The following is a 19,600-nucleotide window of genomic DNA, read 5'->3' on the forward strand; positions in this document are numbered from 1 at the left end:
TGAAAAGCGAAATGTCGCTTAGCTAAGTGTCCAGTCTGACTGGAGCAGATCAGTTTACTGAATTTTAGTCGCAGGTCTGTGGTGTGAAAATCTTTGCGTTGGTAGGCTTGGATACTTGAAGCTTTCGCCTCAAAGTAAACGGTCACTACTTCATAATCGAAAGGAGGGTTATTGAAGATAAAGCCTTTTTTGAGCCAGTAACGATAGAAACTTATCACACTGGTAAGGTACTGTTTTGCTGTAGTCTCAGCCAAGCTGCCTTGTTTTACTAAGTTCCTTAAGCCTTCTCTATATTGATATGTTAAGCGCCCTTGTTTATTGCGAGGAAAGTTCAGCCATGATGGTCGTGGTTCATCATAAAGTTCATCAATATCTGATTCATTATATTCTTCGTCCCACTGAGCCTGTGTATCTAAAATAAAGGTAAAGTAATGCGCTAATCCTTGAGCAGTTACGCCTAACTCCAATACGTAATCTTCAATGGCCCTAGACATCAGAAACTCATTAACGACGTCCAATGGCTGATAGTCTACTAAACATCCTGCTCTATCGTATTGAACGATATTTAAGAGCGGCATATTTTTTATCAATACATCGTTATTGTTACTACGATACTCACTGACTAGCCTCTCATTACAATCCTTAGACAGCAATGGTTTTTTATACGTGTAGTCTTTAATCTTTGAGATTTGTACGTATGAAAAATGCAGCATAAATGACTTACCGTAGAATTAAACCTTACAGTAGATCATAGACTACATTCTCATCTTATGAAGGTAAGTATTATCTTTTATAACCTGAAGGTAAGTTTTGGATGTGGTCTTCCCAATCGACAACATCGATTTCGTATACCACTTTGTTACGAACACTTTCACCTGCAGCATGCATCTCTGATTTAGAACCCGTAATCAATGGGTGCCACTCAGGAATCGGCTTAGATTCAGATAGAAGACGGTAAGCACAAGTATCTGGTAGCCAGTGAAACTCATCGATTTTGTCACGAGTCAGCTTCAAACACTCTTCACCTGAAGTGAATCGGTTCGGGTAATCTTTACACGAACATGTTTTGTCGTTTAACCAGCTACACGCCACATTGGTGTAGTAAACTTCATCGCTATCTTCATCCATTAGTTTATGTAGGCAACACTTACCACAACCGTCACACAGTGATTCCCACTCGTTCTCGGTCATTTGCTCTAGTGTCTTTTCTTGCCAAAATGGAATCGTCATAGGAGTACTTCTTACTCTTTTACTGGGGTGCGTGTTATACCGCTAGCCGAATATAAGTTCAAGAATAAAATCAGCTAACGCTCTTTCGCTATGCGGTAGAACTTTCTAAATCCGTGAGTATTTGAATAGCTTCGCTTGTCGTAGCCCCACATACCCAGCTTTCAGCTTTAAAGTCAAAACAGACCTGAGGCCTCTCTTTTTTACCAAATAGTTTACATAGGTTATCAACAGTAAGCTGCTTACAACGCTCACCAGACTTCTTTCCATGAGGATGAAGGGGGAATGAAGATGTAATACTAGGCGCTGTACAGCAAGCACCACAATGAAGACGGCATTCCATAATTGGACCTTAAATAGAATCAAAGGAAAGAAGGTGGGCGATTCTATCCTAAAAATGAAATTAGCCAAGTGAAGTTATTTAATATGTACAAAAAAAGCACCTTATAAAAGGTGCTTCCAATTCATCAAAGACAGAATCTACTTTAAAATATCATGTGGCTTTGAAGACAAAAATTGCGGTGTCATTTCTGCTAAAGCCGCTTTATAGCGAGTCGATGACAATAAATCTCTAGCATCTTGCACTGTGAATTTAGCCTTCTGTCCTTGATCAACAATAGGCCCAAGCGCCATAATATGTTGAGCGCTTGCTTTTAGCTTAGGAGAAGTAACAGAAACTGTTTTGTTATTCCCGTCTTTAAATGATGCAATCACTTTCTTTGTATGGCCAGGATCAACTTGGTCACAGTTTGTAATTGGTGGGTGCGTCATAACGCCTGTTGATGATAAAAGTTGAACTACAGGCTTACCTTCTGCTATCGCTTTGATTTAACAATAAGTTGGGCTTTCACCTATCAAATTGTTTGTATTGTTAAACATGTACATAGTCCAGTCACCTGCACCACTACCTTGATCAGCTTTGTCGACATCAACGCGAGTCCAGCTATCTACCGCACCACTAAAGTCTTTTTTGACGACTAAATTTTGTGTGTCCGAAACGGCGTAAACTTTTTTACCTCCAATTTCGTATTGACCCACGTAATCTTGGTTAAACCAATTAAACCAACCTTTCGAATCAATATGCCTTCCACGGTAAGGGCCATCAAACTGGTGAAGACTTGAAAATTTAGTCTTCGTTATATGGACAGATTTACCGGTAGAGTCGAGATCTGTGACTTCATCTGTGATAAAAAACGGTTGTTCAGTAAAGCTAATTGATGTGTTCGGAGAAACACCTTTCGATGATGAGATATTGTAATCTCGGTAAGCGATGACATCGTAAGTATCAACATCCGTACTATTGATTTGCGCCTTACCTTTTACTACCTTAACCGCTTCACCAATCCATTTTCCACCATGTCTATTAAAGTAGCCTAAACGAACTGTTTCATCACTAGAGGTTGCATCAACCTTATAAGTTAAGGTTTGAAAATAACCTTGACTGTATGAACGGAAGAATCGCAGTTCATCGCCTTTCTTCGCTAGTGCTAATGCAGCCTTTTCATACTTGTCCGCTGCACACTGTTCTCCGTTCTCCGCACTATATGCCAGAACAGTACCATTGCTATTGATGCGGCAAACATATTGACCAGATAAGGCTTTAGAGTTAATTCGGCTGAGCAAAGCAGTCGCGTCACTACTGCTTACGGAACTGTTTGTCGAGAATTCCCCCAATACAGTATTAAAAGGAACCAGTTGAGCTTGTGAAGCTGCAGGTAATTTAGCTACAGCATAATCTAGGGCTATAAAGTCTACTTTTGCTTTTTGTAAACTTCCTGCCGCATAATTTACCAATTCACGAGCTTGAAAATAACCTTCTAGATTTGGCGACGCATAAACAGAAGTACCAAGAGTGGCAAGGATAATACCTATAGATAATTTCTTCAAAACTTGACTCCTACTACTTCGCTTTAAAATTGCTTGGAGACTCAAATCCTTTACCATCAACGGATAGGAATTTGTAGCCTTTCAATGTTTGAATATCGGCATCACTTACGCCTATGTCCGTATTCAGTTTCTGAGCGCTAGAACCACCACTAGTGGCAGCGCTACCGCCACCGCTGTCACCACCTCCGCATGCAGTGAGTAATAATGTCGTTACTACTAAAATCGCTAACTTTTTCATGAATCGCAGGCTCCAATAAGAATTAATAATATCTTCAACCAGTTTTATTTATTGAACAACACAATAGATCGCACTTTAGTCAGTTTCTGGAGCTTGTCGTTAAACAGTTATGGCATTTCGTTTAAAAATCACTGCAATCTCTGTCGGCTATTTGCTACCCAAAACACTCCCTTTCTGTCGCTTATATGCCCAAGATTTCACAAACTTGCGAAATCTAAACTATCTTGTTGATACTGGTACAGATTAATAAGGATCGTTATGAATAGGTATATTGCAGAAATGTTTGGTACGTTTTGGTTGGTGTTGGGGGGGTGTGGTAGTGCCGTCTTAGCCGCTGCTTTTCCCGATGTGGGTATTGGTCTACTCGGAGTTTCCCTCGCCTTTGGTTTAACCGTGCTCACCATGGCTTTCGCTATTGGTCACATATCCGGTTGCCACCTCAACCCAGCAGTCACTATCGGCCTTTGGAGCGGTGGTCGCTTTGATGCCAAAGATGTCGCACCTTATATTATTGCCCAAGTGATTGGCGGTATCATCGCAGGTGGCGTGTTATTTGTGATTGCTTCAGGCCAAGCTGGCTTTGATGCAGCTGCCTCTGGCTTTGCTTCCAATGGTTATGGTGAATACTCACCGGGCGGTTACTCGCTCACTGCGGCTCTCGTTTGTGAAGTGGTCATGACCATGGTGTTCCTATTCGTGATCATGGGCGCGACAGATTCGAAAGCACCTGCTGGATTTGCTCCTATCGCAATTGGTCTCTGTTTAACCTTAATCCACCTTATCAGTATCCCTGTAACGAACACCTCTGTTAACCCCGCTCGAAGTACCGGCGTGGCTGTATTTGTTGGTGATTGGGCTGTTTCTCAGTTATGGCTATTCTGGATTGCACCGATTATTGGTGCCGTGATTGGCGCAATGATATACAAAGCGGTGAGAGGTTCAGATTAAGCTCAGAGAAGTGTTTTGGAATAGAAACCTTTGAGAACCATAAAAGAAAAAGCCGCTTGGTGATGGTTCACCAAGCGGCTTTTTTAGATTTTATGACGACCGAGTAACGAGTGTGAAAGCGTGGTGCCATCCACTAGCTCGAGCTCACCACCAACAGGAACACCATGGGCGATACGGCTAGCGTTCACTTCATGGGCATTACATAGCTCAGCAATGTAATGTGCTGTCGCCTCCCCTTCTACTGTCGGGTTAGTCGCTAAAATAACTTCAGTGATATCACCACGACGTAAGCGGTAATCCAAGACATCGAGACCGATGTCACTTGGACCAATACCATCAAGTGGTGAAAGATGCCCCATAAGCACAAAGTAACGACCGGAATATTGACCCGTTGCTTCAATGGCTGCGATGTCTGCAGGGCTCTCTACTACACAAATTTGACCGTTATCCTGACGTTTAGGATTGGTACAAATGTGGCAGGTCTCTTCTTCGGTAAAAGTACGGCACTCATTACAATGACCAATTTCTGTCATTGCTTGGCTAAGAGCTTCAGCCAACTGCAGGCCGCCTTTTCTATCGCGCTGTAACAAATGAAAGGCCATACGCTGCGCCGACTTGGGGCCAACCCCAGGTAGACAACGTAAGGCCTCCATCAAATGCTCCAGCATATGACTGGTACGCATATATAACCGTTCTGATTTTCAAGTAATGGCCAGTTCAACACAAGCCACTACGAGAATTAACCTTTAAGAATGAGTTACTTAGAAAGGCATCTTCATACCTGGTGGAAGTTGCATTCCGCCAGTTACGCCAGCCATTTTCTCTTTTTGAGTTTCTTCAACGCGACGAGCGGCATCGTTGAAAGCAGCAGCGATAAGATCTTCAAGCATCTCTTTATCGTCTTCCATTAGGCTTTCATCGATATCAACACGGCGAACGCTGTGGCTACCAGTGATCGTTACTTTTACAAGGCCAGCACCTGACTCACCTGTAACTTCCATATTTGCGATTTCTTCTTGAAGCTTTTGCATGCGCTCTTGCATTTGCTGGGCTTGCTTCATCATGTTGCCCATACCGCCTTTACCAAACATGTTAATACTCTCTGGTCTAATTGGTTTATTAAAATTAATTAAGCTATACGTGCTTAAATGGGGGTTAAAACAGTGTGATTCAACCCCTCGGTGTTCAGTTCTCAGATTTGCTTATCTGGGATGATACGCCGGTCACTAAACGTGAAAAAGTTCTAGATAGGACGAACGCTGTCTCTGTCGAGTTCTGCAGCAAAACGTCTTTCAATAAACTGTACGTTGGCATCGTTTTCCAAAGCGGTAAACGCGTCTTTCAACTTACCTTGATACAATCTTTCTCGTAGTTCTAGTGGCGTTTCTCCACCATCGCCGATTTCAACACTCAAATGACACTCTTCTCCTAACACGGTATTGAGCGACTGTAATAGTTCGCTCTGTGCGCGATCCGTATTCAAGTGAGCTTGGCTCGCTCTTAACGTTAAAGTGATTGATGTGTCGTTTTTAGCAAACACTGAGTTCAATGCTAACTGTTCAACAAGCTTGGCTGTCTCTAGCTTTTGAATCGTGGCGGACCATTCATCTTGAGCAATCGACTCTTGAAGCAATTTATCGACCATTTCTGGTGTCTTAATATGCTCTAACGCACGCTTGATCTGAGTAGGTGTAAGCTCTTTGCTCACCTCTTTCACTACAGGTTTAGACGGTTTCCAGCGATAAGGTTCATTATCGTTGGTCACATTTTCTGTCGAAGAGGCGGTTAAAGAAGCTGGCGACACCCGCTCAGAACCACCGTGTTGCTGAGCAACTCGGTCAAGAACTGAAGTTTTAGCTGGTGTCGCTTTAGCCTTTTTTGGCGCCGAACCTTTGTTTTCTGTTGCTGCACCACCTCTACGTTGAGAACGCAATTGGTGGCGTAAACCACTCACCGGTGAAGTTGCACGCGCGGGTTGCTCTTGTGAAACAGGAGGAGCAGAAGGCGCAGCGCTTGGCTGTTGAACCGGACTCTGGCTCTGATAATTCGTTTGTTGCTGCTGAGGCTGATCTGCACCGTAACTTGGACGCTCATCATAAGCAGGTGGTACATCATACTGGCTGTGCGGGTAATCCTGTTCTGGATAACCTTGGTTGCCTGAGTGATCAACGTAACCTTGCGAATCTGAATATTGGCTCTGATTCTGCTGCGGTTGCTGTTGTGCCGACTGTTGCGGTATAGCTTGCTGCTGAGGCGCCTGTTGTTGCACTTGAGGCTGTGAAACCGCAGGAGCCTGAACTGGCTGTCTCGGCTCTGGCACAGGTTGACTCATTGGCTGAGCAACACTCTGAACCTGGTTCTGAACCGGATTCTGAGCTGCAGGAGCTGGCGCTGGGCTTGTCGACTGAGTCGAGATTGCCGTAGCAACAGTTTGCTCAGCAGGCCTAAATGCCAACATACGCAGAACCACCATCTCAATACCAACACGAGCAGTTGGCGATAATGGCAAGTCTTGACGACCTTTTAGCACTATCTGGTAGTAGAGTTGGATGTCTTGAGGGCTTAACGTTTTGCTCAGCAGTTCCAGCCTTTCAGCATCAGGCTGGGCCTTGTCTAAAGTAGACGGCAGAGCTTGATACATCGCCAAACGGTGTAATTGAGTCGCAAGTTGACTCAGCAATCCATCCCACTCAACGCCATTTTCAGCAAGAGCTTGAATACAAGCCATCGCTTGCTGAGGCTGTTTACTGCTAATCGCTTCAAGTAGGTGAATCGCTTGGTCTGTATCCAGCGTTCCAAGCATATGAGCAACAGTGTCTGTTACGACATTACCGTTACCTAATGCGATAGCTTGGTCACTCAGGCTTAGCGCATCACGCATACTGCCATCAGCAGCATGAGCAATCATCCCAAGCGCACGAGGTTCAGATGTCACATTTTCTTGTTCAAGAATATGATCGAGCTGCTCGTGGATATTATCGACACTGATCGGCTTAAGATGGAACTGCAAACAACGTGAAAGAATCGTAACCGGAAGCTTTTGTGGATCGGTCGTTGCGAGCAAGAACTTCACATACTCAGGCGGCTCTTCTAAGGTCTTTAGAAGCGCGTTAAAACTGTGCCTAGACAGCATGTGTACTTCATCGATTAGGTAAACCTTGAAGCGACCACGTGCAGGCTTGTACTGAACATTGTCCAGAAGCTCGCGGGTATCTTCTACCTTAGTACGTGAGGCAGCATCGATCTCGAGTAGGTCAACAAAACGACCTTCATCGATCTCTTTACAGGTTGCACACTCACCACAAGGGGTTGAAGTAATGCCTGTTTCACAGTTGAGTCCCTTCGCAAACAAACGGCCGATGGTCGTTTTACCGACACCTCGTGTACCGCTGAATAGGTAAGCGTGATGCAACCTATTTTGTCTAAGGGCATTCTCTAATGCTGTTAAAACATGGGCTTGACCAACCACTTCTTTGAATTTGGTTGGTCGCCATTTTCGCGCTAACGCAAGATAGCTCATGAATAATTCCGAAAAGGATTAGTGACCGTCGAATTCGCAGATGCTAAACACTTCTAGACCTAAGCCTTGTAAGCGCTTATCACCACCGATTTCTGGAAGGTTAATAACAAATGCAGCGTGTTCAACCACACCACCAAGCTGACGAATCAGCTTCGTTGTCGCTTCAATCGTACCGCCTGTTGCTAACAAGTCATCAACCATCAGCACTTTATCGCCTTCAACGATAGCATCGGTATGAATTTCTAGCGTATCAGTGCCGTACTCAAGCTCATAAGATTGTGCCACAGTTTGACGAGGCAACTTGCCCGGTTTACGAACAGGAATGAAGCCAACACCTAGCTCTAGTGCCAAAGGCGCACCAAATAGGAAACCACGAGCTTCAGTACCAACGATCTTAGTAAAGCCCATGCCCTTGTATGTGTCCACCAACAGATCGATTGTCGCTTTGTAAGCGGCAGGATCTTCCATCAAGCTTGTTACGTCACGGAACAAAATACCCGCTTTAGGGTAATCAGGAATGCTTTTGATGCTTGCTTTGATCAGAGAGATTTTTTCTGTGTTCATAATCTTATGCACTTCATTAGGCCGCTTTCCAAACTCTCGTTAACGAATCAAACATCAACGCTCGGAATTAAGGAAAGCTACGATTGGTATTCATTGCAACGAGAGTCATAACTCAAATTGCTGAAATAATAAACGCCCGCTATACAAGCAGGCACACTGGCTTAATGGTAGTGATTTTCTTTGCTGTCAGCAACCAACTCATGGGTTGGAAGTCGCATAAACCATGTGAGAAGAATAACAAGTACACAAATTAGGAAAGCCTTGACCCAAATGATCGGGGCAAAGTAGATCGATAACGCAAAACTTAACAAGATAAAGAACACGCCACGCGTTTTTACTTGCTTGGTAACGGCACCATGTTGATACCAATTGTTCAACAAGGAACCCAGCGTTTTATGCTCATGCATCCATTTGTGAACTTTGGGGTTGCTTCGCATGAAACATGCACTGGCAAGAAGGAGGAAAGGCGTGGTTGGCAGTACGGGTAAAGCTATCCCTAAAACTGCGAGAAATATGCAAAGGCCACCAGCAATATTGAGGCTTAAAACTCGAACGCTAAATGTGGCCTCCTTGAGTTAGCTATCACCAATCGGCGACGATAACTTAACTAGAATGTTGCGTAACCATTGAATACACGGATCAACGTAAGTGTTGCTGGTAATAATGGAATCACTAAAAATGCGGCTAAAAATCCTAAAAAGTAGAATACATTAAACGGGTCTTGAAAGTCTTTGTTATCTGCCATGATTGCTTCTTGTTTTTGTTAGTAAAGGTAAGTATCTGGCGAACCAAACCCGCTTTGCTAAATCGACATTTAACAAAAAAGGCATAGCCACACCATTTGCGCAACTATACCTTAATCAATTATTCACAAAAACCGAGGAAATATAGGGTTAATCGGTGGACCCTTGGTGTATGTCTAAACTAAAACTGGCCGATCCAAGCAGGCTCAATGATAACTGGCAGCCTTGTTCAATCGGAAGATCCCGTGTAATGAAGTTCTTCTTACAGTTCTCACCCAAGCGCTCGCCCGCCGCAATATGTTGATTCAATTCGCCATTCGACCATTGTCCATCTAAACCCGCAGGTAAAATAGAGATAGTTCCCACAGCAAGGTCAGCAACACCAAACAAAGCATTCACAGGGGTTGAACATTTAGAGCAACGAATCCCCTTCTCCAAAATTTCCGCAATATCTTTGAGATCAACGTTAAAATCTTTTCTATTTCTGATGTAATCGTGGAATAACGCTCTCACCAACAATGTGGCCGCTGAGCCGCCGTTATCAGAAGACGACGAATCGACGAGGTAGAAAGTAAACTGCCCGTTCATCATCCACGCATAGTCGAACACAAGTGGCATCATCTCTGTTGATTGTAGTAGGCGGTAACTGCAACGCCATGAGCCTTGTCGTGTGTCTTTGTCAGGAAGCAGCGCGTGCAATAAGTCTCTTGCCGCACTAGGGTTATCTTGCAAGTGATTTAGGTGCCAATGCAGCTCTTGGTCTTCAGGGATCTCTCCGCCGTCATCAACGCAAAACCATTGGCTTGAAAAATCTCGTTGGTCTGAAATGTTATCGAACGAATCTGTTAATGTATTCGCAATCGCACTGCCTAAATGACCGTGATCCTCCAGAGGTTTGACTAAAAAGTCTTTGATACCAAATCGTAATGCTTTCGCCACATCAGACATATCATCGGTGCCAGACACAACGATCATAGGCAGTGACGGATACTCTAAACTGAGCTCTTCTACAAGCTCAATGCCATCCAGAATAGGCATTGATAAGTCACACACAATTAAATCTGGCGCTGAGTCTCTAAGCTTTTGCAGAGCGTCCAGCCCATTTTCAGCCTCAACCACTTTATAACCAATCTTGTCTAAATACGCGCTGGTTATCCGGCGAAAAATAGGATCATCATCAACCAACATAACGCATTTTTGATTGAGAACTTCCTGAGCCGAGGTCATAACTGGCTGACTGTGAGTTTTGTACATAATCTCTAACCTCACAAAACTAAGTCGAATTATTATTGTTATCTGTTCCAAGAACTAATATAAAACTTAGTAACAAATTGCTAAATACACAAATACGTACTCTTTACTGGAAATTCGTGACAAGGGTTGGAATACTGGTAAATAGTGCAACGAATTGACGTAACGCAAACATTGATCTCACTATTACGTATAAATTAGATGAGATTGTAAACAAATGTGTCTGGATTTATGAAATTAGATGATTTAAACCTCTTTCGACTTGTCGTTGAAAATGGGAGCTACACCGCAACATCACGCAAGACTATGATTCCGGTTGCGACCATTACACGACGCATCCAAGCCTTAGAAGATTCACTAAACCTAAGACTTCTCAATAGACACGCGCGTAAACTCTCTTTAACAGAGGCAGGCGAACGTTTCTTCAACGAATGCTCTCCGTTACTGCAACGTCTATCTTCTACTGCAGAAGAACTGACTGACGTTTGTAAAGGAGCTTCCGGTAAGATTCGTATTACGGCACCCTCAAACCTGACCAAGCGCATGATGATGCCGATGTTCAGTGAATTCATGACTCAGTATCCTGATATTAATATTGAGCTGATGATGAACAACCAAGCCGATCAGCTTGATCCAACCGAGTGGGACGTGATTTTCAGAGTAGGTCCACAACGTGATTCAAGCCTAATCGCTCGAAAAATCAGTGAAGTAAAAGATATTCTTATCGCAAGTCCTGACTACTTAGCGAAGAACCCGGCACCAAGTCATGCAGAAGAGCTCGCGAATCATTCGCTACTTAAAGGCTATCCGCTGATTAAGTGGCAGCTGAGTAATTCGAATGAAGAGACTGTGGTGAATAGCGAGAAAGGCCGTTTCAACGCGAATGCGCTCAATGTCGTGAGACAAGCATGTTCAGAAGGCCTTGGTATCACCCTAATGCCCGACGTTATGATCCGCGAATACATTGAAGATGGCAGTTTAGTGCAAGTCTTAGAGGACTGGAGCGCTAACCCTCGTGATATTTACATGCTTTACAACCACAAAGACCACCTGCCAGAGAAAGTTAGATTGTTTATCGATTTTGTGATCGCATACCACATTCACTAAGATTCAATCCCCTTCCCAGCAAACAAAAAAACCAGAGTCGATGCTCTGGTTTTTTATTACTCATTTTTATGAGTACGCTAAGCGCCTTCGTTATGTAGCTCTAGGTTCGCGAGATCTTGTTGGATTTCACGCTCAACCTTTGAATCGTCATTACGTAAAGAGTCTAGGAAATCTAGGTACGCTTGGTCGATATCGCCCGTTACATACTCACCGTTGAATACGGATGTATCAAAACGAGAGATGTCTTGATTACCCATACCTACTGCAGAGATTAAGTCTGGTAACGTTTGGAAAATCAAAGCATCTGCACCAATCTGCTTACAAATCGTTTCGTTATCACGACCATGAGCAATTAACTCAGTCGCGCTCGGCATATCGATGCCGTAAACGTTCGGGAAGCGAACCTCCGGAGCGGCAGAAACCATGAAGACTTTGTTTGCACCAGAATCACGAGCCATCTCAATGATCTGCTCTGATGTTGTACCACGAACAATCGAGTCATCAACCAGTAGAACGTTCTTACCTTTAAACTCAGAACGAATCGCGTTGAGTTTACGGCGAACCGACTTCTTACGTTGTTGCTGACCAGGCATGATAAACGTGCGGCCAACGTAACGGTTTTTCACGAAACCTTGACGATATGGCTTATCAATCGCTTGAGCAATTCGTAGAGCAATATCATTTGATGTTTCAGGAATTGGAATAACCACGTCAATGTCTAGGTCTGCGTACTCTTCTTTAATACGCTTACCTAACATCTCACCCATCTCAACCCGTGCGCTGTAAACCGAAATTTTATCGATGAATGAATCAGGACGAGCAAAATAAACAAACTCAAAAATACATGGGTTTAGTTGTGGGTTGTCTGCGCATTGTTTAGTGAAAAGCTCACCATCGAATGTTGCATAGATAGCTTCACCAGGAGCAACATCGCGCATAAAATCAAAACCAACAGCGTCTAACGCTACTGACTCAGACGCAACCATGTACTCTGTTTTACCGTTAATTTCACGTTTACCAAGACACAGTGGACGAATACCATGTGGGTCACGGAATGCGATCATGCCGTGGCCGATGATCATCGCTGTTACTGCGTAAGCACCACGAATAGTGCGGTGCACGTTTGCAACTGCGCGGAAAACGTCATCTGAAGTCACGTTACCTTTTACGGTATCGATTTCATGAGCCAATACGTTTAGTAGAACTTCAGAGTCAGAGGTTGTGTTGACATGACGGCGGTCTTTTTCGAACAACTTCTCACGAACTTCACTTGCATTCGTTAGGTTACCGTTGTGCGCCAGCGTGATACCAAATGGAGAGTTTACGTAGAAAGGTTGAGCTTCAGAAGCACTCGAACTTCCCGCTGTAGGATAACGAACATGACCAATACCCACGTTGCCTTGGAGGCGTTGCATGTGTTTTGCTTCAAAAACATCTTTAACTAAACCGTTCGCCTTACGCAGACGAAAACGATTGCTTTCTATGGTACAAATACCAGCGGCATCTTGGCCACGATGCTGCAATACCGTTAAAGCGTCATAAATAGACTGGTTTACAGGTGTTGAACCCACGATTCCAACAATACCACACATGTCCTAATCCTCGATTTTCGACATTAACTGGCGCTAGAGCGCGCCAGATAAGAAACTAGATGTTGCTTGTAAATGCTCGAAGAACGGCGCAATGATTCGGCTAAACTCCGGAACCAATTGCGAATTCTTCCACCACTCAGAACTTGGGAATGCAGTAAACGCATCCATGAAAAACAACACTGCAGAAACAATCAAAACACCACGTAAGCCACCAAAGACGACACCGAGGATTCTGTCTGTACCCGACAGGCCTGTTTTCTGAACTAGCTGCCCGATGACATAGTTAACTAAGGCACCAACAACTAACGTTGCAACAAACAATGCTGCTATCGCAGTTCCGTTTCGAAACATCTCATCTTCAATATTGGTGAAGTACATTGCTAATTTAGCGTAGTACTGGCTAGCAATAAAAAATGCTCCAAACCAAATAACAAGTGACAACGCTTCTTTAGCGAAACCGCGAACTAAACTGATCACGGCAGAGAAGCCGATCACGCCTAAAATGACAAAATCTAACCAATTCATGAATTCTTCATCTTAAGTTGGCGCGCATTTTAACAGAAAAAATGCTGACGCAAACGTTTTCTTATGGGTTTAACGGTTTAAATTTGAGCAATTGACCTTTTGAACCCGTAATTTTTTCTAATTCCTTAATTTGTCGCTCAAGTTTGGATTTAGAAACATCCGGGCCAATAATTACTCGCGTAAATGTTTTTTCTTGCTTGGTATGAGCCTGATAACCACGCTTCTGTAAATCCTTAACAACGTTTTTTGCGTTGTCAGCATTCTTCAAAGCCATCAATTGAATAATCCAAGCACTGTCTTGGTATTCATTTTTTTCAGGTACCGGCTTAATTACCACTGCCACTTTATCCGCTTCTTTGTTACTGGAAGCCGACGCAGTTTGCGTGTTTGAATTATCAGTACGACCACTTTCAACCACTTGCTCAACCGGAGAGTCCGGTAGCGCTATCTGATCTTCAACAGGATCGAGTACTTCAAACACTTCAACATTACTATCAAGCTCAGGCTTAATCGGAATGCTTGCAAACTCTTCTTTATAGTGGAGCTTCTTACCATCCAGCACATCGGGCAATACAATCACGCCAATGGCCACTAAAATGATGGTGCCGACTAATCGGCTTTGGAATTTACTTGCCATTTAGTTTCCTTTTTTCTGCCGATGCTCCAACACTTCACCCACGGTATGGAAAGAACCGACAACCAACACAACATCGTCATCTATAACAGAAGCTAAAGCCGCTTCAAACGCTACAACAGGGTTTGAATACTGCTCTACACCGTCAGGTAAGCTTTGACACAATTCAGCGGCTGTTGCGGCTCGTGGGCCGTTCAGCGAAGCTGGGTACCAATGTGTTGTTATTGGAGCTAATACTTCCAATGTCGCGGGGATATCTTTGTCATGAAGCATGGCGACTACAACGTGTAAATTTTTGCCTGCATACTTCTTCGCGACTTGCTGCGCAAAGTACTCAGCAGAATGCGGGTTGTGTGCTACATCAAGCACAATCACCGGTTGTTCGCTAATTTGCTGCATACGCCCAGGAAGCTGCGCATTCTTCATGCCGTTAACAACGTTCACATCACTAATGCTTAGTTCTGAAGTACCTAATGCCATCAGTGCGGTGGCTGCGTTCGGCAGCGGTAAGCTTGGGATAGGTAGCGATTCTAACTGGAATGCGCCACTGCGCCAGTTCCAAGTATCACCATCTACATCATAGGTGTATTGAATCCCTACTTGGTAGAACTCAGCGTTAATATCATCAGCGTGTGCCGCAACCGTAGCTGGTGGCTTGGGTTGACCACAGATAGCTGGTTTACCGCTACGATAAATGCCCGCTTTCTCAAAACCGATCACATTAATGTCATCACCTAGCCAGTCAACATGGTCGACAGCCAAGCTAGTAATCACAGAAACGTCATGCTCAACGATATTGGTTGCGTCTAAACGTCCGCCTAGACCCACTTCTAACAATACAACGTCAACCGCTTCGGTTTGAAAAGCACGTAACGCTGCTAAAGTGCCATATTCAAAAAAGCTAAGGCTGATTTCACCACGTTCTTTCTCAATGAAATCGAAAGACTGAACCATTTTTTGATCAGACAGATCTTTGCCATTGATACGAACACGTTCGTTATAGCGAATTAAGTGAGGGGAGCTGTAGACACCAACAGAGTAACCAGCATCCAATAGAATAGCTTCCATGAGTGCACATGTTGAGCCCTTGCCGTTGGTTCCAGCAACAGTAATAACATGTTGAGCAGGTTTGGTGAGGTTTGCCTTAGAGGCGACAGCTTGAACTCGGTCTAAACCAAGATCAATAGCGCTTGTGTGGATGTTTGATAAATAATCAAGCCACATCTCCAAAGAGGATGTGGCTTGAGGAATAGGTTGTTGACTCATCTAACTCATAACCATAATTAAGTAGGTTTGTTAGAAGGTACTTTACCCTTTTTCTGGCGCTTCTGGTACTTCATAAGCAGCTTCATTCGGTGAATCGTTCACAGAAACTACTAATGGTGAAGGCTGATTGGTCATTTTAGCAACAAGGCTTGCAACGCGCTGACGCATCTCACGACGGTCAACGATCATGTCGATAGCACCGTGGTCTAGTAGGAACTCACTGCGTTGGAAACCTTCAGGAAGATCTTCACGTACAGTTTGCTCGATTACACGACGTCCAGCAAAACCGATAAGCGCTTTTGGTTCACCGATATTGATATCGCCAAGCATTGCTAAACTTGCAGAAACGCCACCCATTGTTGGATCAGTCATTACTGAAACAAACGGTAGGCCTTTCGCAGATAAACGCTCTAGAGCAGCACTGGTTTTTGCCATTTGCATAAGAGACATCAATGCCTCTTGCATACGAGCACCACCACTTGCAGAGAAACAAACTAAACCACAGTTGTTCTCAATAGCTGCATCTACCGCTTTCACAAAACGAGCACCAACAACAGAACCCATTGAGCCGCCCATAAATGAGAACTCAAACGCACACGCAACGATAGGTAAACCAAGCAGTTCGCCTTTCATTGCAACTAATGCGTCAGTTTCACCACTGTTCTTTTGAGCAACAGAGATACGTTCTTTGTAACGCTTAGAGTCTTTAAACTTCAGCTTGTCTTGTGGCTCAAGATCAGTACCTAGTTCAACACGCTCACCTTTGTCTAGGAATGTATCCAGACGGCGACGTGCTTTCATACGCATGTGATGGTCACATTTTGGACATACTTCTAGGTTACGCTCTAGTTCAGCATGGTAAAGAACCTGCTCACAAGAAGTACATTTAGTCCAAACACCCTCAGGGATTGACGCTTTACGAGATGTTACGATGTTGCTTTTTTCTAAAATCTTTTCAAGCCAACTCATGGAAGACCTTTTTGTTTCGATTCCTCCGCTTGATTGCGAAAGAAATAAATTTGGGAATTATGCCGGGAATTAAAGCACATAAAACAGCGACTGTAGATAAAAAACTGGTTGTACCTATTTTCCGTGACTATTTTACGCACGAAACCGTAATATTTTTTGAACCTAAGTCTCACATTTAGTTCAAATCATCCGGCAAAAATAGAGGGCCAATAGGCTCTCTTGGTAGTCCAAAATGTTCAGGGTAATCAACATCTACTAAGTATAAGCCTTCCGCTTTCGCTGTCGCGCCTGCCACTTTTCGATCTTTAGCCTCTAAAAGCCACTGAATCCACTCTGGTTTTTGATCACCTTTACCTACCGCAATTAAGCTACCAGTAATATTCCTCACCATATGGTGAACAAACGCATTCGCTTTAATATCGATCACTATGTAATGCCCATGACGAGTCACATTTAAGTGAATCATGTTTCTCCATGGGCTACGAGATTGACAATGTGTTGCCCTAAACGAAGTAAAGTCATTCTCACCAAGTAAGTACTGACCCGCTTCATGCATCTTTTTCTCATCAAGGTGACCATGATAATGACTCACACCTGAATTCAAAATGCCAGGACGTAGAGCATGGTTAAAGATAATGTAGCGATAACGGCGTGCTGTTGCAGAAAAACGAGCATGGAAATCCTCATTCACTTCTGTTGCCCAACGAACGGCAATATCTTTTGGCATGTTGGCATTTGCGCCCATTGTCCATGCAACCATTTTACGCTCGACATTAGTTTCAAAGTGAACGACTTGTCCCGTACCGTGAACACCGGCATCTGTGCGACCAGCACACATAACTTCTACAGGGTGATTCGCGACAACTGAAAGAGCCTTTTCCAATTCTTCTTGGACACTTTTCACGTCTCGTTGGCGCTGCCAACCAAAGTAGCGGGTACCGTTATATTCAATACCTAAAGCAATTTTCATGTTCTTGTTCTCTTTGAAAATGGGCGAGAAGTATATACGGAAATGAGTGCTAGCCCAAATAGGATGGGGCTAAAACTTCAATAAACAATCACTACCGCCTAGACGGTGGTTTTAGCAAGCTAAATAAAATAGACGCTAACTGTATCGCCCTAAAATAAAGGGTAGCCAACGCTACCCTTTATCATTTTTTGAATTTATCGACCGTTTAACGTATCGATAAGATTCTTTGCCTCTCGACGAATATCATCACTGCCGTCAACGATAGCCTCTTCTAGAAGCTTAATTGCACCTTGTGAGTCACTCATCTCGATATAGATTTTAGCCAAATCGAGCTTACCAGCGGCTTCTGCGTTGCTGTCGACATCGTAATTACCAATGTCACCGATAACGTCTGGGAATTCATTTAGGCCAACATCTAGCTTCAACTCTTCGTCATCTGGATTAATCGCGTCTTCGCCTTCTTGCTCAACTTGAGCCATCAGCTCATCAATCGTCATGTATTGCTTATCACGACCTTTGTCTGACTCGGTTAGGTTATCTTGTTGAGCCCAATTCTCTTGTTTGATTTTTGGTTCAGCTTGTTGATCTGCCGACGCCCAAATCTCCTGTTGATCATCAGGCACATCATTATGCATGCTCGATTGCTGCTCAGGAGCTAGGTTGAAGCCTTTCCAGTCTTCGCCGCCAACTTCAAGCATGGCGTCAATATCGAGCCCTGCACTATCAATCGATGTAGCATCCAGTGGCTTGTCGAACATGCTGTCGACAGAGTCTTGAACATCTTCAGAAAGTAATTCAGCTAATGCTGTCTCATCAAAATCCTCAAAACCTTCTAACAGATCGTCTTGAACTGTTGTAGGCACTGAGCTTAACTCAGAAGGTACTGGGCTTAATTCTGACGGAGAATCGAGTGATTCATCAGGTTGTGTGAAACTAGCCAAATCAGACTCTTCTGCACCTGAGAAGCCTTCTGCGTCTGAGAAATCTTCTGTATCCGAGAAGTCATCACCATGACTAAAACTCTGCGGGTTTGAAAATAAATCATGCAGCGCATCTTGTTCTTCACCCTGTGGGCTGAAAGAAGTCAGTGGCGTTGGTTTCTCAGCAAACGCATCAGAGATAGCTTCATCTTCACCGTATTCTGGCAAATTAAACTCATCGAGCTCTACGCCTTGCTCTTCCGCTACAGGCTCAGCACTGCTTTGTTCGATGTCATCTAAGACTGAATCCGCTTTTGCGCTTTCTTCATCGTATTCAGGCAGGTCAAGGTCATCGAACTCAAACTTTTCGGACTCTGGAGCAAGATCTTGCTCTAACTGCGCTTCATCCGGTTCGCTAACCACTTCCGCCAACGCATCTTCTTCGCCAAACTCTGGAAGCTCTAAATCATCAAACGAGAACTCATCTTCGCCTTCTTGCCCTAGAATTTCTGCTTGTTTCGTTTCTTCAACTTTAGGAGCCGTTTCAGCTTGATGCTCTACTTCGGCTTGCAGCTCAGGAGTTGATTCTGATTCTGGGTCTAATTGAGCATCAACAACAGGGACGTCTGACTCCGTTGTTACTTCAGCATCCGCTTCTGCCAAGGCATCTTCTTCACCAAACTCTGGAAGCTCTAAATCATCAAACGAGAACTCATCTTCGCCTTCTTGTCCTAGAACTTCAGCTTGTCCCGTAGCTTCAACTTGCGGTGCCGATTCTGCTTGCGGTTCATGGTCTAACGGAGGTTCAGCGTCTAGTTGAGAATCAACAGTAGGAGCAACTGGTTCTGGTATTACTTCAACATCAGCTTCTGCCAATGCGTCTTCTTCATTAAACTCTGGAAGATCAAAGTCATCAATCGAGAACTCATCTTCGCCTTCTTGATCTACCGCTTCAGCTTGTTCCGTTGCTTCTACTTGAAGTTCGGTTTCAACTTGTTGTGCAGCTTCAACTTGCGGTTCATGGTCTAACTGAGGTTCAACAGCAGGAACCACAGGCTCTTCCGCTACTTCATCAACTTGTGCCAATGTTTCTTGTTGAGCCGTATCATCTTCAATCAGCCAATCATCGTCTTCTGGCACACCGAATTCATTTGGAACGATCTCTGGCATATGTGCAGCACGAACTGGCTCTGGCTCTGGCTCTGGCTCTGGCTCTGGCTCTGGCTCTGGCTCTGGCTC

At 44.0% G+C, this 19,600-nt stretch carries 21 protein-coding genes and 1 pseudogene; 2 read left to right on the forward strand and 20 right to left on the reverse strand.

The window, feature by feature from the left end; translation table 11 throughout:
* The 6 genes and pseudogenes from ACED28_RS21105 to ACED28_RS21130 all read right to left on the reverse strand — a co-directional run.
* Window positions 1-494, reverse strand: a pseudogene (locus tag ACED28_RS21105) (site-specific integrase); the annotation flags it as partial.
* 289 nt (window positions 495-783) lie between these two features.
* Entirely contained in the window at window positions 784-1,230 is a 447-nt protein-coding gene (locus ACED28_RS21110; RefSeq protein WP_371710674.1) for a YcgN family cysteine cluster protein, read from the reverse strand.
* Between the two features lie 88 nt (window positions 1,231-1,318).
* Window positions 1,319-1,570 (reverse strand): hypothetical protein, encoded by a 252-nt coding sequence (locus ACED28_RS21115; protein WP_009848668.1) that lies wholly within the window; start codon window positions 1,568-1,570, stop codon window positions 1,319-1,321.
* Window positions 1,571-1,707: 137 nt separating this feature from the next.
* Window positions 1,708-1,998, reverse strand: coding sequence for a hypothetical protein (locus ACED28_RS21120; RefSeq protein ID WP_371710676.1), 291 nt, complete (start codon window positions 1,996-1,998; stop codon window positions 1,708-1,710).
* Window positions 1,999-2,055: 57 nt separating this feature from the next.
* Window positions 2,056-3,114 carry a porin gene (locus ACED28_RS21125; protein WP_371710677.1) on the reverse strand — a complete coding sequence of 353 codons (1,059 nt, stop codon included), beginning with the start codon at window positions 3,112-3,114 and terminating at the stop codon, window positions 2,056-2,058.
* Between the two features lie 13 nt (window positions 3,115-3,127).
* Window positions 3,128-3,352: a hypothetical protein gene (locus ACED28_RS21130; RefSeq protein ID WP_009848670.1), complete on the reverse strand. Its 225-nt coding sequence runs from the start codon at window positions 3,350-3,352 to the stop codon at window positions 3,128-3,130.
* A gap of 258 nt (window positions 3,353-3,610) precedes the next feature.
* On the opposite strand from ACED28_RS21130, the gene aqpZ reads away from it, so the two are divergent.
* Window positions 3,611-4,300 carry an aquaporin Z gene (gene aqpZ / locus ACED28_RS21135; RefSeq protein WP_371710678.1) on the forward strand — a complete coding sequence of 230 codons (690 nt, stop codon included), beginning with the start codon at window positions 3,611-3,613 and terminating at the stop codon, window positions 4,298-4,300.
* A gap of 83 nt (window positions 4,301-4,383) precedes the next feature.
* Here the strand turns inward: aqpZ and recR are convergent, their stop codons facing one another.
* The 7 genes from recR to ACED28_RS21170 form a co-directional block, all read right to left on the reverse strand.
* Window positions 4,384-4,983 (reverse strand): recombination mediator RecR, encoded by a 600-nt coding sequence (gene recR, locus ACED28_RS21140; RefSeq protein ID WP_004734155.1) that lies wholly within the window; start codon window positions 4,981-4,983, stop codon window positions 4,384-4,386.
* A gap of 78 nt (window positions 4,984-5,061) precedes the next feature.
* On the reverse strand, window positions 5,062-5,391 hold the full coding sequence (locus tag ACED28_RS21145; protein ID WP_009848672.1) for a YbaB/EbfC family nucleoid-associated protein: 330 nt from the start codon (window positions 5,389-5,391) through the stop codon (window positions 5,062-5,064).
* Between the two features lie 152 nt (window positions 5,392-5,543).
* Window positions 5,544-7,820 (reverse strand): DNA polymerase III subunit gamma/tau, encoded by a 2,277-nt coding sequence (gene dnaX, locus ACED28_RS21150; protein ID WP_371710679.1) that lies wholly within the window; start codon window positions 7,818-7,820, stop codon window positions 5,544-5,546.
* 18 nt (window positions 7,821-7,838) lie between these two features.
* Window positions 7,839-8,384, reverse strand: coding sequence for an adenine phosphoribosyltransferase (gene apt, locus ACED28_RS21155; protein WP_004734171.1), 546 nt, complete (start codon window positions 8,382-8,384; stop codon window positions 7,839-7,841).
* Between the two features lie 161 nt (window positions 8,385-8,545).
* The gene (locus ACED28_RS21160; RefSeq protein ID WP_371710685.1) at window positions 8,546-8,917 is read right to left on the reverse strand and encodes a YbaN family protein; all 372 of its coding nucleotides are present in this window, start codon (window positions 8,915-8,917) and stop codon (window positions 8,546-8,548) included.
* Between the two features lie 74 nt (window positions 8,918-8,991).
* Window positions 8,992-9,129, reverse strand: coding sequence for a hypothetical protein (locus ACED28_RS21165; RefSeq protein ID WP_017099204.1), 138 nt, complete (start codon window positions 9,127-9,129; stop codon window positions 8,992-8,994).
* Window positions 9,130-9,277: 148 nt separating this feature from the next.
* A complete protein-coding gene (locus ACED28_RS21170; protein WP_371710680.1) occupies window positions 9,278-10,381 on the reverse strand; it encodes a response regulator in 1,104 nt (367 codons plus the stop codon).
* 228 nt (window positions 10,382-10,609) lie between these two features.
* On the opposite strand from ACED28_RS21170, the gene ACED28_RS21175 reads away from it, so the two are divergent.
* A complete protein-coding gene (locus ACED28_RS21175) occupies window positions 10,610-11,485 on the forward strand; it encodes a LysR family transcriptional regulator (RefSeq protein ID WP_004734167.1) in 876 nt (291 codons plus the stop codon).
* A gap of 77 nt (window positions 11,486-11,562) precedes the next feature.
* On the opposite strand, the gene purF is transcribed toward ACED28_RS21175, so the two are convergent.
* From purF to ACED28_RS21210, 7 genes are all read right to left on the reverse strand, one after another.
* Window positions 11,563-13,077, reverse strand: coding sequence for an amidophosphoribosyltransferase (gene purF, locus ACED28_RS21180; RefSeq protein ID WP_012603488.1), 1,515 nt, complete (start codon window positions 13,075-13,077; stop codon window positions 11,563-11,565).
* Between the two features lie 33 nt (window positions 13,078-13,110).
* Window positions 13,111-13,602: a CvpA family protein gene (locus tag ACED28_RS21185; RefSeq protein WP_009848678.1), complete on the reverse strand. Its 492-nt coding sequence runs from the start codon at window positions 13,600-13,602 to the stop codon at window positions 13,111-13,113.
* Between the two features lie 61 nt (window positions 13,603-13,663).
* Window positions 13,664-14,239 carry an SPOR domain-containing protein gene (locus ACED28_RS21190; RefSeq protein WP_050620918.1) on the reverse strand — a complete coding sequence of 192 codons (576 nt, stop codon included), beginning with the start codon at window positions 14,237-14,239 and terminating at the stop codon, window positions 13,664-13,666.
* On the reverse strand, window positions 14,240-15,502 hold the full coding sequence (gene folC / locus ACED28_RS21195; protein WP_371710682.1) for a bifunctional tetrahydrofolate synthase/dihydrofolate synthase: 1,263 nt from the start codon (window positions 15,500-15,502) through the stop codon (window positions 14,240-14,242). It abuts the gene before it with no gap.
* Between the two features lie 42 nt (window positions 15,503-15,544).
* Entirely contained in the window at window positions 15,545-16,471 is a 927-nt protein-coding gene (gene accD / locus ACED28_RS21200; RefSeq protein ID WP_009848681.1) for an acetyl-CoA carboxylase, carboxyltransferase subunit beta, read from the reverse strand.
* Window positions 16,472-16,646: 175 nt separating this feature from the next.
* The gene (gene truA, locus ACED28_RS21205) at window positions 16,647-17,441 is read right to left on the reverse strand and encodes a tRNA pseudouridine(38-40) synthase TruA (RefSeq protein ID WP_371710683.1); all 795 of its coding nucleotides are present in this window, start codon (window positions 17,439-17,441) and stop codon (window positions 16,647-16,649) included.
* Window positions 17,442-17,635: 194 nt separating this feature from the next.
* Window positions 17,636-19,600, reverse strand: a 1,965-nt coding sequence (locus ACED28_RS21210; protein ID WP_371710684.1) for a FimV/HubP family polar landmark protein, incomplete at its 5' end; no start/stop codon positions are given.

This window comes from Vibrio sp. 1F253 (assembly GCF_041439295.1).
In the GTDB taxonomy this organism is placed as follows: domain Bacteria; phylum Pseudomonadota; class Gammaproteobacteria; order Enterobacterales; family Vibrionaceae; genus Vibrio; species Vibrio tasmaniensis_A.